At 71.0% G+C, this 14,814-nt stretch carries 11 protein-coding genes; 5 read left to right on the top strand and 6 right to left on the bottom strand.

From position 1 onward, the window contains the following. The first annotated feature begins 12 nt into the window (after positions 1-12). Both dnaK and OV207_RS28935 read left to right on the top strand, forming a co-directional pair. On the top strand, positions 13-1,857 hold the full coding sequence (gene dnaK, locus OV207_RS28940) for a molecular chaperone DnaK (RefSeq protein WP_193429219.1): 1,845 nt from the start codon (positions 13-15) through the stop codon (positions 1,855-1,857). Positions 1,858-1,931: 74 nt separating this feature from the next. Further along, positions 1,932-2,717, top strand: a complete 786-nt coding sequence (locus tag OV207_RS28935) for a hypothetical protein (protein ID WP_193429220.1) — start codon at positions 1,932-1,934, stop codon at positions 2,715-2,717. Here the strand turns inward: OV207_RS28935 and OV207_RS28930 are convergent. From OV207_RS28930 to OV207_RS28905, 6 genes are all read right to left on the bottom strand, one after another. Continuing rightward, positions 2,701-3,183 carry an FAS1-like dehydratase domain-containing protein gene (locus tag OV207_RS28930; RefSeq protein WP_267558276.1) on the bottom strand — a complete coding sequence of 161 codons (483 nt, stop codon included), beginning with the start codon at positions 3,181-3,183 and terminating at the stop codon, positions 2,701-2,703. The genes OV207_RS28935 and OV207_RS28930 overlap by 17 nt on opposite strands. Positions 3,184-3,185: 2 nt before the next feature. Continuing rightward, positions 3,186-3,581, bottom strand: coding sequence for a MaoC family dehydratase (locus OV207_RS28925; protein WP_193429222.1), 396 nt, complete (start codon positions 3,579-3,581; stop codon positions 3,186-3,188). Positions 3,582-3,707: 126 nt separating this feature from the next. Then, the gene (locus OV207_RS28920) at positions 3,708-8,867 is read right to left on the bottom strand and encodes a myxosortase-dependent M36 family metallopeptidase (RefSeq protein WP_267558275.1); all 5,160 of its coding nucleotides are present in this window, start codon (positions 8,865-8,867) and stop codon (positions 3,708-3,710) included. 560 nt (positions 8,868-9,427) lie between these two features. Further along, positions 9,428-10,591 (bottom strand): SDR family oxidoreductase, encoded by a 1,164-nt coding sequence (locus OV207_RS28915; RefSeq protein WP_267558273.1) that lies wholly within the window; start codon positions 10,589-10,591, stop codon positions 9,428-9,430. Positions 10,592-10,617: 26 nt separating this feature from the next. Further along, positions 10,618-11,214, bottom strand: a complete 597-nt coding sequence (gene coaE, locus OV207_RS28910) for a dephospho-CoA kinase (protein WP_193429225.1) — start codon at positions 11,212-11,214, stop codon at positions 10,618-10,620. An 8-nt stretch (positions 11,215-11,222) separates the two neighbouring features. After that, entirely contained in the window at positions 11,223-11,705 is a 483-nt protein-coding gene (locus OV207_RS28905; RefSeq protein WP_267558271.1) for a hypothetical protein, read from the bottom strand. A gap of 264 nt (positions 11,706-11,969) precedes the next feature. Between OV207_RS28905 and OV207_RS28900 the strand changes: the two genes are divergently transcribed. From OV207_RS28900 to OV207_RS28890, 3 genes are read left to right on the top strand one after another with little or no spacing between them, the layout of a single operon-like run. Then, complete coding sequence (locus tag OV207_RS28900) at positions 11,970-12,353, top strand: multiheme c-type cytochrome (protein WP_255525149.1); 384 nt, start codon at positions 11,970-11,972, stop codon at positions 12,351-12,353. Positions 12,354-12,360: 7 nt separating this feature from the next. Next, the gene (yihA, locus tag OV207_RS28895) at positions 12,361-12,981 is read left to right on the top strand and encodes a ribosome biogenesis GTP-binding protein YihA/YsxC (RefSeq protein WP_193429228.1); all 621 of its coding nucleotides are present in this window, start codon (positions 12,361-12,363) and stop codon (positions 12,979-12,981) included. Between the two features lie 39 nt (positions 12,982-13,020). Next, positions 13,021-14,682 carry a DUF6178 family protein gene (locus OV207_RS28890; protein WP_267558270.1) on the top strand — a complete coding sequence of 554 codons (1,662 nt, stop codon included), beginning with the start codon at positions 13,021-13,023 and terminating at the stop codon, positions 14,680-14,682. Positions 14,683-14,814 lie beyond the last annotated feature (132 nt).

Genomic DNA, 14,814 nt, shown 5'->3' with positions numbered 1-14,814 from the left:
GCATGCTCCCCCATGGCTGAGTCCGAACCGCTCATTGGCATCGACCTGGGGACGACGAACAGCCTCGTCGCCACCGTGCAGGACGGTCAGCCCCTCATCATCAAGAACCGCACCGGCGTGCCCCTCACCCCGTCCGTGGTGGCGGTGTCGAAGAACGGCAAGCGGCTGGTGGGCGGCATCGCCAAGCGGCAGGCCATCACCAACCCGCAGGAGACGGTGTCCGCGGCCAAGCGCCTCATCGGGCGCAAGTTCTCCTCGCGCCCGGTGCAGGACGCGATGCGCGCCCTGACGTACCAGGTGGTGTGCGGCGCGCACGACGACGTGCGCATCCGCCTGGCCGGCCGCGACCTGGCCGTGCCGGAGGTCAGCGCGATGATACTGGCCGAGCTGAAGGCGGACGCGGAGGCCCACTTCGGCCGGCCCGTCACCCAGGCCGTCATCACCGTGCCGGCCTACTTCAACGACGGCCAGCGCCAGGCCACCAAGGACGCGGGCCGCATCGCCGGGCTGGACGTGCTGCGCATCATCAACGAGCCCACGGCGGCGGCGCTGGCGTACGGCTTCGGGCGCACGGTGAACGGGAAGATCGCCGTGCTGGACCTGGGCGGCGGCACCTTCGACGTGTCGGTGCTGGAGATCAACAACGGCATCTTCGACGTGGTGGCGACGGGCGGCGACACCTTCCTGGGCGGCGAGGACTGGGACCACCGCATCATCGAATGGATGGTGTTCGGCTTCGCGAAGGAGCACGGCATCGACCTGCGCAAGGACCGCATGGCCTTGCAGCGGCTGAAGGACGCCGCGGAGAAGGCCAAGGTGGAGCTGTCGTCGGTGAAGGAGACGCAGGTGCACCTGCCCTTCATCTGCACGCCGCCGGGCGGAGGCGCCGCGCTGCACCTGCAGTCCACGCTCACCCGCGAGAAGCTGGAGGACCTGACGGCGGACCTGGGCGAGCGCCTGGTGGGCATCACGTCCGAGGTGCTGGGCGAGGCGAACGTGCGCCCCTCGGAGCTCAAGGAGGTCGTCCTCGTGGGGGGCATGTCGCGCATGCCCCGCATCGTGGAGCAGGTGCGCCAGTACTTCCGCCGCGAGCCCTGCAAGGGCGTGCACGCGGAGGAGGTGGTGGCCCTGGGCGCCGCCATCCAGGCGCACGCGCTGGTGGCGCAGGAGGGTGAGCTGCTGCTGCTGGACGTCACGCCGCAGAGCATGGGCGTGGCCATCGCGGGCGGCTACGTGCGCCGGCTGATTCCGCGCAACACCACCGTGCCCACGTCCGCGACGGAGGTGTTCGCCACGTCCAAGGACTTCCAGCGCACGGTGAAGATCATGGTGCTCCAGGGCGAGCACGAACTGGCGCACCACAACGAGCTGCTGGGCGAGTTCCTCCTCACCGGCCTGCGCGAAGCGCCGCGCGGCCAGGTGGAGATAGAGGTGACGTTCGACATCAACGCGGAGGGCATCGTGTCCGTGTCCGCCAGGGACCGGGACACGGGCCTGCGCCAGTCCATCACCGTCACCGCGTCCAGCGGCCTCACGGAAGACGAGCTGCGCCGCATCATGGACGAGCAGCGCGACTGGCTCGTCACCGCCCGGGCCTCGGAGGAGCTGAAGACCCGGCGCGTGGAGCTGGACACCCTCGCCCGCGACCTGGTGGACGCGCTCTCCCGCGTGCGGCTCCTGCCCGGCGCCGGGGGCCTCTCCCCGGACGTCGTCGCCCGCGCGGAGCTGGCCCTGGACCACGCCCGGCAGGTGCGCGGAGGCGAGGACGTGGGCGCGCTCACGCGGGCCTGCGAGGCGCTCTCCCAGAGCCTGCCGCTCTTGCGCTCGGCCAGTCCGCGCGGGACGCCGGGAAGGTAGCCACGCATGCCCGGCCTCCCCGTCCGCTCCCGCCGTGCCCCCCGGCCGCGTCCCGCGCCGCGACGGAGTCACCCATGAACACGCTCCGGGCCAGGCAACTGGTGGAAGCCGGGTTGCTGTTGCGGCTGAGTGGTGACGTGCCGGGCGCGGAGCGGCTCTTCGTCCGGGCGCTGGAGCTGGATCCCGCGAACGCGCGCGCGCGCCAGCTGCTGGCGCAGGGGCCCGGCTCCGCGTCGCCGGTGAACGCCGCGGCGCCCGACCTGGAAGGGGACTGGGGCGCCTGGGCCGAAGCCGCCAGCCCCGGCCCCGCGGAGCCGCTGCCGGAGTCGGTGAGCCTCCCGGAGGGCACGGGGGCGCCGGGGGACGCGTTGGACCTCATCGCGGAGGCGCACCGCACGCAGGAGTTCGGCCTCCCGGAGACGTGCTCCGGGATGGGGCCGCTCCCCCAGGGCTCGGAGGTGGAGTGCCTGCTCCAGGGGGCGGAGGACCTCCTGACGCTGGATGACCACTCGGGCGCGGTGGACCTGCTGCGCCGGGCCCAGTCGCTGGCCCCGGAGGACCCGCGCGTGGAGGCGCTGCGCGACCGCAGCGAGCGCATCCTGGTGGGCATGCTGGAGGCCCGCCTGGGGGACCTGAACCGGATGCCGCGCGTGCGGTTGCAGCCGGACGACATCATCTGGCTCAACCTGGACCACCGCGCGGGCTTCGTGCTCGCGCAGATTGACGGCGCGGTGAGCTTCGACGACCTGTTCGCGCTGTCGGGGATGTCGCGGCTGGACACCGCGCGCATCCTCGCGCAGCTGCTCGACGAGGGCATCATCGCCCCCGGCGAGCCGCCCGTGCCTACGCGGGGCGGATGACGGCCGTCCACACGCCGCGCACCACCGGCTCGCCGCGCGCGTTGAGCGTCTCCGTGGCGACGACGAGGAAGTCCATCCCGGCCTTGCGGTACAGCTCGCGGATGTGGCCCGTGGTGGTGAGCACGTCCCCGGGGCGCATCACGCCCAGGAACTCCAGCTCCTGCTCGCCGTGCACCAGCCGCACGCGGTCCACGCCCAGCTCCGGATCCGCGATGGCGGCGCTGAAGGGGCGGATGGCGAACACCACCGCGAAGCTGGGAAAGGCGATGACGTCGCCGTAGGGCCCCGCCTTCGCCGCGTCGTCCGCGTAGAGCAGGGGACTGACGTGGGCGGGCGGCTCGCCGAAGGTGCCCGCGGAGGGCACGGAGCCCGCGAGGATGAGGGAGAACTCGCGCAGCTTCTCCCGGCCGATTTCATACGTGAAGGGGCCGTAGGAGCGGCCGACGAACTTCGGGTCCAGGGCCATGGCTATCCGAGCGAGGTTTCGACGACGGCGCCCCGGAGGACGGGCTCGCCGCGCTGGTTGGTGGCGGTGACTTCCGTGCGCAGCCGGCCATCCGCGATGGCGACGACGCGGCCCTGGAAGGTGACGGTGTCCTCGGGCAGCACCGGCCGGGAGAAGCGCACCCGCACGCGGCGCACCAGGCCCGGGTCCCCCACGAAGACGGCCACGGCCTCCACGGCCCAGCCCAGCGTGCAGAGGCCCTGGAGGATGACGCCGTCGAAGCCGGCGAGCTTGCCCACCTCCGGGTCGATGTGGATGGGGTTGTAGTCCCCGGAAGCGCCCGCGTAATACACCGGCCGCAGCCGGTCGCACTGGCGGACGTGCGTGAAGGTGTCTCCCACCTGGAACGTGCGTGCCATGAGGCGGCCAAGCCTACCGCCCCCCGCGCGCGGGTGTCCGGTGGAAAGAAGAGAGGGGCGGCTCCCGTGTCGGGAACCGCCCCTCGTTCACTTCAGGGCTTCAGATTGCCGAAGCCGTTGGGTGCCTTACGCCGACCTGCGACGGCGCAGCAGGCCCATGGCCGCGAACAGCGCCATCAGCGGAGCCATCCCGCCCACGGAGCCGCCGGCGGACGAGCAGCCGCCGCCCTCTTCCTCGAACTTCGGCACGTTGACCTGCACGTCGGCGGTGCTGCTGGCACCGGCCGCGTCCGTCACCGTCACGGTGAAGGCGTAGGTCTCCGCGGTCTTCTTCTTCGCCGGCGTGAAGCTGGCTTCGGCGCTGTTCGCCCCCGTCAGGCTCACGGAGGAGCCCGCCGTCTGCGTCCACGCGTACGTCAGCGTCTCGTTGTCCGGGTCGGAGGACGTCGAGGCGTCCACCCGCACCAGCTCACCGCCACGCACGCCCGAGATGACCCGGGCCTTGGCGACCGGCGCCTGGTTCACCTGCTTCACCGTCACCGTGTGGACGAACGGACCGACCGTCGCGCCTTCCACGTCCTTCACCAACAGGCTGAAGGCCAGGGCCGTGTCGGCCTGGACCTGCGGCGCGGTGAACTTCAGCGTGGCCGCGTCCGTGCCCGTGACGTTGAGCGCCGCGGGGCCACCGACCTGGGTCCAGGCGTAGGTGAGCGCGTCACCGTCCGGATCCGTGATGCCGGAAGCGTCCAGCTCCACGTTGCTGCCCTCGTCCGCGGAGATCGCGGCCGGAGCCTCGCCCACCGGGTGACGGTTCAGCTTGCGCACCGTGACGTTGACCAGGTCCGTGGTGGACTGGCCGCCCGACGTCACCGTGAGCTGGAAGGTCAGCTCGGTGGCGGTGTTGACGTCCGGCGCCGTGAAGCCCGCCGTGGCCGTGTCAGCGCCCGTCAGGGTCACCGCCGCGCCCGCGGTCTGCTCCCAGAGGTACGTCACCGCCGTGCCATCCGCGTCCGAGCCGGAGCCGGCCAGGGTCACGGTGGAGCGGGCGTCCGCGTCGAAGTCCGCGCCGGCGTTGGCCACCGGAGCGCGGTCCACGTTCTTCACCGTCACGGAGACGGCCTTGGACACCGTCGCGGTGCCGTCCGTCACGCTCACCGTGAAGGTGAGCTGCGTGTCCGCCGTCACCTCGGGCGCCAGGAACGTGGCCTTGGCGCGGTTGGCGTTGGTCAGCGTCACCTTGGGCGTGCCGCCCGTCTGCGTCCAGGTGAAGCCCAGGGACGCCGCGTCCACGCGGTCCGCGTCCGAGGAGCCCGACGCGTCCAGCGTCACGGGCGTGGTGTCACGCTCGTTCACCGTCGCGGGCGCGGTGGCCACGGCGACCGGCGGCTGGTTCACGTCGATGATCTCGATCTGCACCGTCTTCGGGGCGCTCGTCTTGCCGGCCGCGTCGGTGACGACGAGCTGGAAGGCGAGGGTGTCGCTGTAGTCCACGTCCGCCACGAAGCTGGGCGTCGCGGTGTCCGCGCCCGTCAGCGTCACGGGCGTGGCGCCACCGACCTGGGTCCAGGCGTAGGTGAGCGTGTCACCGGCGGCGGCGTCCGGGTCGAAGCTGCCCGTGCCGTTCAGGGGGATGGTGGTGCGCGTGTACACCCCACCGACGATGCTGGCCTCGGGGACCGCCTGCAGCGCCACCCGCGACGGGCCCGGGTTGGCGATGGGGCGGAGGTTGCAGGTGCCGCCCGACGCCGCCTGCGGCGCCTGCGACGCGAACACCGGCGTCGCGCCGGTGAACGCCACGTCATCCACGTCCAGACCGTACGCACCCACCGCGATGTCGCCGGCGACGCGGAAGCGGAAGCGCACGTTCTTGAGGCCCAGGTCCGGGAAGAACGTCCCGAAGTTGATGCTCGCGGACGTGAAGGCCGGGAAGCCCGCGCTCGCCAGCGCCATGGCCGCGCGACCCTCGATGGGGTTCAGGCCGCCTTCGGAGATGTACGCCGTGTAGCCCGGATCCGCGTCCACCACCGGGTACAGATCCCAGGGGTCGATCCAGTCGATGCCGTCGACCGTGAACTCCAGCACCGCGCCGTCGTAGGCCGCGCCCGTGGAGTAGTCCTCCTCGAAGGAGTGACGGTACTTGTAGCTGATGGTGAAGTCCGCGGCATCGTCCACCGACATCCAGGGGCTGGTGAGGGTGATCTCCGTCGCCGCGGCGGGGTTGGTGCCGTGCGCGTACCGGTTCTCCACCGGCCCCTCGAGCGTGAAGTCACCCGACGAGGACAGGTTCTGCGACAGCGTCCAGGACGCCAGGCCGGACTCGAAGGCCTCCGTGTTGCTGACCGCGGGCACGTCGTCGTAGTTGACGCGAGGGTCGAACGTCACCGTCTTCGCCGCCGGCGGGATCTCCGGGGAGTCGAAGACGATCTTCAGGCCCGCGCGGGCGAGGTCGTCGGACGTCGCCGTGAGGACCACCGGCAGGGTGACGGTGGCCTGCGCGCCGCGCGACAGCGCGGGGACGTTGATCTGGTTGCCGCTGGGGAAGCCCAGGGTGGCCGTGGTGCTGGAGGTGCTGACCGTGCCGCTGAAGGCGCTCAGTCCGCCACCGCCCACGTTGCGCACGGTGACCTTGAGCTGACCCTGCTCGTCGACGTCGAGGACGCCGTCGTGGTCGCAGCCCAGCTGGCTGTCATCCAGCTTGATGCTGACGACCTCCAGGTTGCCGCCCGCCGAGAAGCTCTCCGTCACGCCGATGTGGTCGAAGGAGTTGCGGTCCGGCGCCTTGGCGCCGTGACCCGCGCCGCGCTTGGCGAACGCCGCCACGAAGCGCTGGTAGTCCGCCGGGTCCGACGCCAGGGCCACGGCCCACAGCGCGTCACGCGCTTCAATGTAGGTGGGCGCGTTCGGCGTCGCCTTGTAGGCGGCGACCAGGTACCGCTTCATGCGGTCCTGGGCCTCCTGGAAGGGGTGCGCGTTCAGCAGGCTCGCGTAGGCCTCCCACAGCATCGTGGCCCAGATCTCACCGCTGTTGTGGACCTGGCTGTTGATCTCACCCGTCACCGTGCCCGACATCTGCTCGGCCGGCAGCGCGGTGAAGTTCTGGATGTGCTTGAACGTCAGGGCGTTCTTCGTGAGGTCCGTCGAATAGGGGATGCGACGGATGCCGAAGTAGTAGCCGTTGTTCTTGCCACCGCTGGAGGTGTAGCCGGCGTTGGTGTAGACGCCCTGGTACTGGGCGTTGCCGGGCTTGGTCCGGTCGCTCTCACGCACCTGCATGATCTGCGCGTGGAAGTCGCCCCAGCCCTCGCCCATCGCGCGGCCCTGGTTGTTGCTGAGGCCCGCGGCGTTACCGATGAGGCGGTTGCTGATGTAGTGGCCCCACTCGTGGGCGATGATGCCGTTGTCGAGCGTGCCGTCGCGGTCCAGCGCCGCCACGCGGCGCATCTTCACCGTGACGGTGTCCGTCGCCAGCGCCGCCTTCCACTCGATGGCGGCGGCCTGGGTGATGGACTGCGTGGCGATGGTCACCGCGGGGTTCGCGCCGCCCAGTCCGGGAGCCTCGCCCGGCGCGTTGTTGCCGATGACCGCCGCGATGGCGCCCGCGTTCTGCGCGTTCAGCGCCTTGGCGGAGAAGTCGCAGGCACCGCGGTCGATGAGGGCAATCTTCCCCTGGAAGGCACCTGCCTCGAAGGGCGCGCAGCCGTTGTTGGGGGCCGCGACGACGTCCCCCGTCACGTCGAACACCTGGGCACCGAACGACGCCGAACCGGAGTCGTAGTTGCCCGCGAGCGACGCCGGCGCCGTCACGTTCAGCTCGGGCGTGCCGTCGAACACGTACATCTGCATGCGCGGCGACGCACCGTCGGCCGGCGTGCTCATGTTCGCGTTGTTGCGGCCGCCGTAGTCCTGGCCCTGGGCCTGGAGCGGGTCGCCTTCCGCGCCGCCACGGCCGAAGTTGAACGACTGGGCGTTGCCGGCGGCCTCGTCGAAGCCGGCGTCGTAGAACCAGTCGTGAAGGAAGTTGTTCACGTAGAACAGGTTCACGACCGCCGCCTTGATCTGCGTGGCGTTGGCGTTCGGAGCCAGGTTCTGGTCGAAGACGTGGCCGAAGGTGTTGGCCGCCGTCGTCTCCGGGCGCAGGTCCGCGGTGCCGGGCGTGAAGCCGTCCGGCGCCGCGAGGTCCGCGTACGCGTCCACGTTGTTACCGGTGGTCTGCGTCGCGTTCGCCGGCAGCCACGGGTCGTTCTTGGTGAACGGCGTGTTGGCGATGGTGATGTCGCTCTGCGGGCGGTTCAGGGGCAGCTGGAAGCCGTCGCGCAGGCCCGTGGGGTGCGGGGTCGCGTCGTTGCCCTGGGGACCGTCCTCCGGGATGAACGGAGACGTCGTGTCCGCCCAGACCTTGTAGGTGAAGGGCGTGCCGCCCACGTCCGCCGTCAGGTCGTTGCGGAAGAGCACCTGGCCGGTGGTCGCCGACACCACGTAGCCGAAGTACTGGCTGGAGCGCGCGGCCTTCGGGCCGGCGTTGACCTCCACGTACCAGGCGGGCTCGAGCGCGCCGGACAGCGTGAAGAACACCTGCCGGGCGCGGGCCGGGGTGGTCAGGCCCTGCGACAGGGACGCCTGCGCGGACGGGGCCAGCTCGAAGAAGGTGTACTCGCCCTGCGTGCCGGTGTTGACGAACGACGCGGCCTGCGCGCCGGTGCCCGTCAGGTCCTTGAACGCACCGGAGACGGCCTCCGAGGCGCCCAGGCGGAAGGAACCCGCGCCGCGGGCCTTCAGGCGCGCGTTGAGCGTCATTTCGGACGGGGCCAGGTAGCCGCTGACGGCCACCAGGCGCAGGTCCTGGCCCATGATGACCTTGATCTCGTTGCGGAAGACCGGGATGCCGCCCACCGTCTGGTGGAAGGTGGCGATGATCGGGCCCTTGCCCGTGTTGTGCACCGCGCGCAGCGTGGCGCTGGCGACGTCATCGCGGGTCAGGCGGTAGCTGTCCGCCACCGTCTGCAGGTGCGCGCGCGCCGCGCCTTCCGCCGTCATGCCGTTGCGGATGACGGACTTGGACTGCGCGCCATCCTGCGTCGCCCACGCGAACGTGGGCACGCCGAGCCGCTGCTCGGTCTGCTCGACGCGAAGACCGCGCGACACCGCCGTGGTGGGGTCCACGGCCAGCGAGCGCGACTCCTTCTGCTCCAGGAACGCGTCGTAGTTCGACCGCTCCTTGGCCCACGCACTGGTGCCCGCCATGGGCACCAGCAGCAGGCTGGTCAAAAGCTTTTCCCTGAGACGCATGCGCCTTCCTTCTTGGGGGTAATGAACTGCCGGACGAGGGGACTGCGAGAGACGACGACGGTTGCGGGAGCGCGCCGGGGGCGGCGGCTCCCCTACGGCTACGGCTGGAGGACCGCGGGTGGACAGCCCAATTGAGAACGCATCCCAACGCCCGGGGTCGCATGGAGGCGACAGCGGGACGCGGTGGAGGAAGTCAGGGGAGAGGGGGCGCGCGCGGAGGGCGCGAAGCGCTCCTCGGAGCCGGACAGGCGGAACGCCACACCCACGTCAGGGGTGGCTGATGCGAATTCCGTGTCAACAATTCCTGGCAAAAGCCGCTCTCCAACCCACCGTTCCGAACGCGGTTGTCTTCACCGGATCGGATTCAAGTGGGAGCGCATGCTAACCAGGACACTGGATCGTTGAAAAGAGGGGGTCCCCAACATCCTTGCGTTAGCAATCCAGTAACAATTGTCAGTCTGGAATAAGCCGTGCCCGAGGAGGAAGTCGCCCAGCAGCCGGGTGAGCGCGGGCGGAGGGGCCGCGCCGCGCCGCCCCTTGCTTCCCGCGTGCAACGCTGCTCAGCGGCGCGTGCGGGGCGCGGCGCCCTCGTCCTGCGGAGGCGGGGGCGCGTGGTCGAGCGGATCCTCCACCTCCGCGCCCTCCCGCCGCTGCTTGTACTGTTCGCGCACGTAGGCCACGAGCTGATCCAGGTACGTGGACAGCGGCGGACACCGCACGCCGGTGCCATCCAGCAGCTCCAGCGTGTTGTGGCAGTTGTAGATGGCCAGGTGGTTCACGTAGCTGATGGCCGCGCGCTGGGGCCGGGCCAGCTTCTCCAGCAGCGGCAGCCGCAGCATCACGTCCGCGGCGCGCGCGGACAGGTTGAAGCGCGGCAGCTTCTTGTGGGACTTCTCCGCGATGAGCTCGTACACGCGCCGGGCGCTCATGGGGTTGGGGTCCACCAGGTGGAAGGTGCGGCCCTTCGCGCGCTCATCCCGCGACAGCCGCCACACCGCCTCCACCACGAAGTCCACCGGCACGACGTTGAGGGGCGCCACGCCGTTGCCCGGCAGCGGCAGCGGCACCACCAGCGGCGACGTGACGAGCAGGATGCCCAGGTAGTAGGGGCCCTCGAAGCGATCGATCGCCCCCGTGCGTGAATCGCCCACCACGCTGGAGGGGCGGAAGATGGTGACGGGGAGGGTGGCGGAGGCGCGCTGCACCAGCCGCTCCGCCTGGAACTTCGTCTCCTCGTAGGCGTTGCGGAAGGACTGGCCCCGGTCCAGCTCGTCCTCGGCGATGACGCCCACCCGGTCGCCGGACACGTAGCAGGTGGAGAAGTGGCTGAAGCGCGACAGGTTCTCGCAGTCGCGCGCCAGCTCCAGCAGGTTGCGGGTGCCGTCCACGTTCACCCGCCACGCGGTCTCCTTGGGCACGCCCAGCTGCGCCACCGCCGCCAGGTGGAAGATGTCCGTCACCCGCTCGCACAGGCGCTGGTACTCCTCGCCGGACAGGCCCAGGTGCATGTCCACCGCGTCGCCGGTGAGCAGCTCCACCTTGGCGCCCTGCACCTTCGCCGCCAGGGCCTGGGCCTCCTTGAAGGCCTTGGGCTGCACCAGCGCGTAGATGTGCCCCTGGGGGTCCTCCTTCGCGATGTGCTCCACCAGCCGCTTGCCGATGAAGCCCGGGTAGCCGGTGATGAAGTAGGTGCCTGCGGGACTCTTCCTGGGCGTGGCGCTCATTCGCGGCGCAGCATACCCGCCCGGTGTCAGCCGTGCGCGAGCATCGCCCGCCACACCGCCTCCACCTGGGGACGGGTGGACTCCGGCGCGCCACTGTTGTCGATGACCCAGGTGGCGTGCGCGCGCTTGTCGTCCAGGGCCATCTGCGCGGCGAGCCGCGCCTCCGCCGCGTCGGCGTCCAGCCCGTCGCGCGCCATCAGCCGCGCCTTCTGCACGTCCCGGGGCACCCACACCACGGCCACGCCCTCCATGGCGGCGTGCAGGCCCGTCTCGATGAGGAGCGGCACGTCGTACACGACGTGGGTGAGGCCCTCCGCCTCCAGCGCCTGGAGCTTCTCCAGGAAGGCGGCGCGCACCTGGGGGTGCACGATGGCGTTGAGGGCGGCGCGCTCCTGGGGGTCCGCGAAGATGTGGGCGCCCAGCCTCACCCGGTCCAGGCGGCCGTCGGGGCCCACCACGCCGGGGAAGCGCTCGCGGATGCGCTGGAGGCCGGGCGTGCCGGGCTCCACCACCTCGCGGGCGATGACGTCCGCGTCCAGCACGCGCGCCCCCAGCTCGCGCAGCATGCGGCTCACCGTGCTCTTGCCTGAGGCGATGCCCCCCGTCAGCCCGAAGACGTGCACGGGGCGGGCTACTTCGCGGCCTTGGGCGTGGTGAAGACGAAGGACTGCACCGTCTTGCCGTCCTCGTTGAAGAAGATGGCCACGCCCAGCTTCACGTAGAGGAAGTAGGTGCGGAAGTCGTCCGTCAGCTTGCGCAGGTAGCAGGGCGTGCTGGGCGCCGCCCCCCCGGGGCACGCGGGGCCGTAGCTGTTCTCGATGGTGTCCTTCTCGATGACGGGCGCGGGGAACACGTCGATGCGCTCCACCATCTGGGTGGCCGGGTCCACCTTGAACTGGGCCTGGGTGGTGCCCTTGATGGCCTCCTTGGCGAAGTAGGCGAGGATCTCCTTGCCGTCCTGGGACATGGTCCGGGACGGCTCGCCGAACTTCTTCACGATGTCCTCCTTCTTGGAGGACCCGGGCTCGATGCCCTGCCAGGGCTTGGCGGAAGCAGGCAGGGAGACGGCGATGGCGGCGACGGCGAAAAGGACGGCAATGACGGGGGTGCGCATCTCGACTCCTCCCTAGCGGATCAGGCGGCCGCGCCTCAAGGTCCGTGTCCTGAAGCGACGGGCGTGTCCACCCGGCATTCAATCACGAACGAGACGCCTTGCCCCCTCCGGGGGGCTCTGCTACGTGCTCGGGCCATGCGTTCTCGTGCCTTCCGGGTCTTTTCCGCCCTCCTGCTCGCCGCTTCGAGCGGTCTTGCCGGGGCTGCGGACTTCACGGGTCCCGACAGCTGCAAGGGGTGTCACCCGGAGGCGTACGACGCGTGGATGAAGTCCAAGCACGCCCGGGCCACGGACACGCTGGCGGAGGGGCAGAAGAAGGACGCGCGCTGCCTGTCCTGCCACGCGCCGGACCAGGGCGAGCAGACGCTCACCGGCGTCACCTGCGAGACGTGCCACGGCGGCGGGCAGTACTACTCCCCGTCCTACGTGATGAAGGACCCGGAGCTGGCGCGGCTGGTGGGGCTGGTGGACCCGTCGGAGAAGCAGTGCCGCACCTGCCATGACGCCTCGTCTCCCTCCCTGCGCCCGTTCGACTTCAAGGAAGCGCTGAAGGCCATCGACCACTGGTCCGCCGAACGCGCCCGCAAGCAGCAGCCGCGCGCGGACGCGGCCCCCTCCACGCCGGCACCCGCCACGGCGAAGAAGTGACCCCTTCTTGATCAAGATCCTCGACTCCCGCTTCGTCACCACCGCCGTGGAACTCAAGGGCCTGCCCACGGACCACGCCGCGGAGGTCGCCTTCGTCGGCCGCTCCAACGTGGGCAAGTCGTCCATGATCAACGCCCTGACGAACCGGCGGAAGCTGGTGCGCGTGTCCAACACGCCCGGGCGCACCCGCACGCTCAACTTCTTCGACGTGGACCTGGACCGCGACGGCCAGCGCCACACGGTGCGGCTGGCGGACCTGCCCGGCTACGGCTTCGCCAAGGCGAGCAAGACGGACAAGGCCCAGTGGCAGGAGATGATCACCTCCTACCTGAAGCACCGTCACCGGCTGGAGGTGGTGGTGAGCATCATCGACGCGGAGGTGGGGCCGTCTCCGGAGGACCTGCGCACGCTCGACTATCTCCAGGAGCACAACCGCCGCATCCTCGTGGTGGCCACGAAGATCGACCGGCTGACCAAGGCCCAGCGCAAGCCCCGGCTCAACGCCCTCTGCGCGCAGCTGGAGCTGCCCCGCGAGGCGCTGGTTCCGTTCTCCTCCACCGAAAAGCTGGGCGTGGAGGAGGTGTGGGGCACGCTGCTGGACACCTTCGGCAAGGCCACCCGCGTCTGAGTCTCCCGGGTCCGGGCACGCTGTGGTAGCACCCCCGGCGTGTCCCAGAACGGCAAGACGAACGGTGGTGCTGCGCCCCTCGCTCCTCGCGAGGTGCGTCAGCGGTTGATGCAGCTGAGCCCCCGCAGGCGCGTGGAGGCCCTCTTCGACGCGCAGGACACGGCCGCGCTGGTGCGCTCGCTGCCCGCGGAGGACCTGTACGTCACCATCCAGGAAGTCGGCCTCGCGGACTCCACGGAGCTGGTGCAACTGGCGTCCCCCGCGCAGTTCCGCACCTTCGTGGACCTGGGCGGGTGGGTGAAGGACAAGGTGGATCCCCACGCGGTGCTGACGTGGCTGCGGGCCGCGCGCGGGGACGAACCCGAAGACTTCATGCGCAAGCTGCACGCGGTGGACCTGGAGGTGGTGGAGACGCTCCTCAAGGAGTTCACCACCGTGTACGACCTGGAGGAGGACCCGGACGCCAACCCCCAGGGCATGGCGGTGGAGACGCCGGAGGGCCGCTACCTGGTCGAAATCAAGCTGGAGGGCGTGGAGATGTCCGCCATGCGCGCCATCGTGAACGACCTCATCGCGGAGAACCCCTTCGAGTCGGTGCGCCTCTTTGAAGCGGTGCGCTGGGAGATCCCCTCCGAGCTGGAGGAGACGGCGTTCCAGTTCCGCCGCGCGCGCCTGGCCGACCTGGGCTTCCCCTCGCTGGAGGACGCCCTGGCGCTCTTCAGCCGCGTGGACGTGCCGCCCCGGCCCGCGGGCCACGCGGCCCCGGCGCTCACCACCACGGGCGGGCACCTGGACTACGTGGAGGCGGCCTTCCGCGACTTGTCCGACGTGGAGCGGATGAACGCGGAGGACGAGCTGCGCGAGGTGGCCAACGCGGTGCTCGTCGCGGAGCTGGGGGACCCGGGGGACCTGGACGCCGTGCGCCGCGTGGGCGAATGGGTGCGCGACTACCTGTCGCTGGGCCTGGAGCACCTGACGGGCGGGGACCCGGCCCGGGCGCCGGATGCGCTGCGCGACACGCCCCTGCGCCGCGTCTTCCAGGTGGGCTTCACGCTGACGCTCCAGCTCAAGTACCGCGCGGACCGGCTCTTCAAGCAGGAGTTCATGAAGCTGGATGACGTGCCGCTGGTGCTGCCCGAAGAGGCCGCGGCGCTGGAGGCCCTGCGCCGCAAGCGCCCCCGCCGCGCGCTGCGCGTGCCGGGCGCGGAGGCGGTGCCGTTCCGCTCGCTGCGGGAGGTGGCCTCGTCGGAGGTGCTGCTGGCGCGCGCCGAAGGCCAGGTGTCCGCGCTGGGCGCGCTGCTGGGCGGCGCGGAGGGCCCGGCCCACACCGTGCTGGCGCGCTTCGGCGTGTCCCTGGACGTGCTGGGCGTGGAGCGGCTGTGGGCGGCGGTGGTGGCCATGGCCGTCCTGGAGGAGCGCGTGGACGTGCGCCCCGTGCCGCTGGGCCGCACGGTGGAGCTGGGGCAGCGCCTGTTCGAAGGCAGCCCGGAGTCCCCGCGCCTGCGCCCGAGCGCGGTGGAGCGCGCGCTGGCGGTGCTGGGGCCCGCGGTGCCGGACGACGCCCGGGAGGAGCTGCGTCGGGTGGTGAACGTCACGCTGACGCGGCTGCTGTCGGAGCTGGGCACGCCGTGGCTGCGCGAGGGGCGCCTGGACCTCATCGCCTCCGCGGTCCTTCCGATGGAGAGCGCGCCGGTCCCGTAGCTTTTTCAGCCTTGCCCGGCCCGCCGGTCGGGGGCGATCACGCAACTGCCCGTAGACACAGGCCTCGCTCGCCCCCAGCCCCTGGCACGCCCGCTGCTTTGCCCACCGCCCGCTGGCCTTGTGTCGTCGGTC

This window comes from Corallococcus sp. BB11-1 (assembly GCF_026626625.1).
GTDB classification, from domain to species: domain Bacteria; phylum Myxococcota; class Myxococcia; order Myxococcales; family Myxococcaceae; genus Corallococcus; species Corallococcus soli.
Note: the sequence above shows the minus strand (reverse complement) of the source record. Positions and strands in the feature narration are given on the sequence as shown.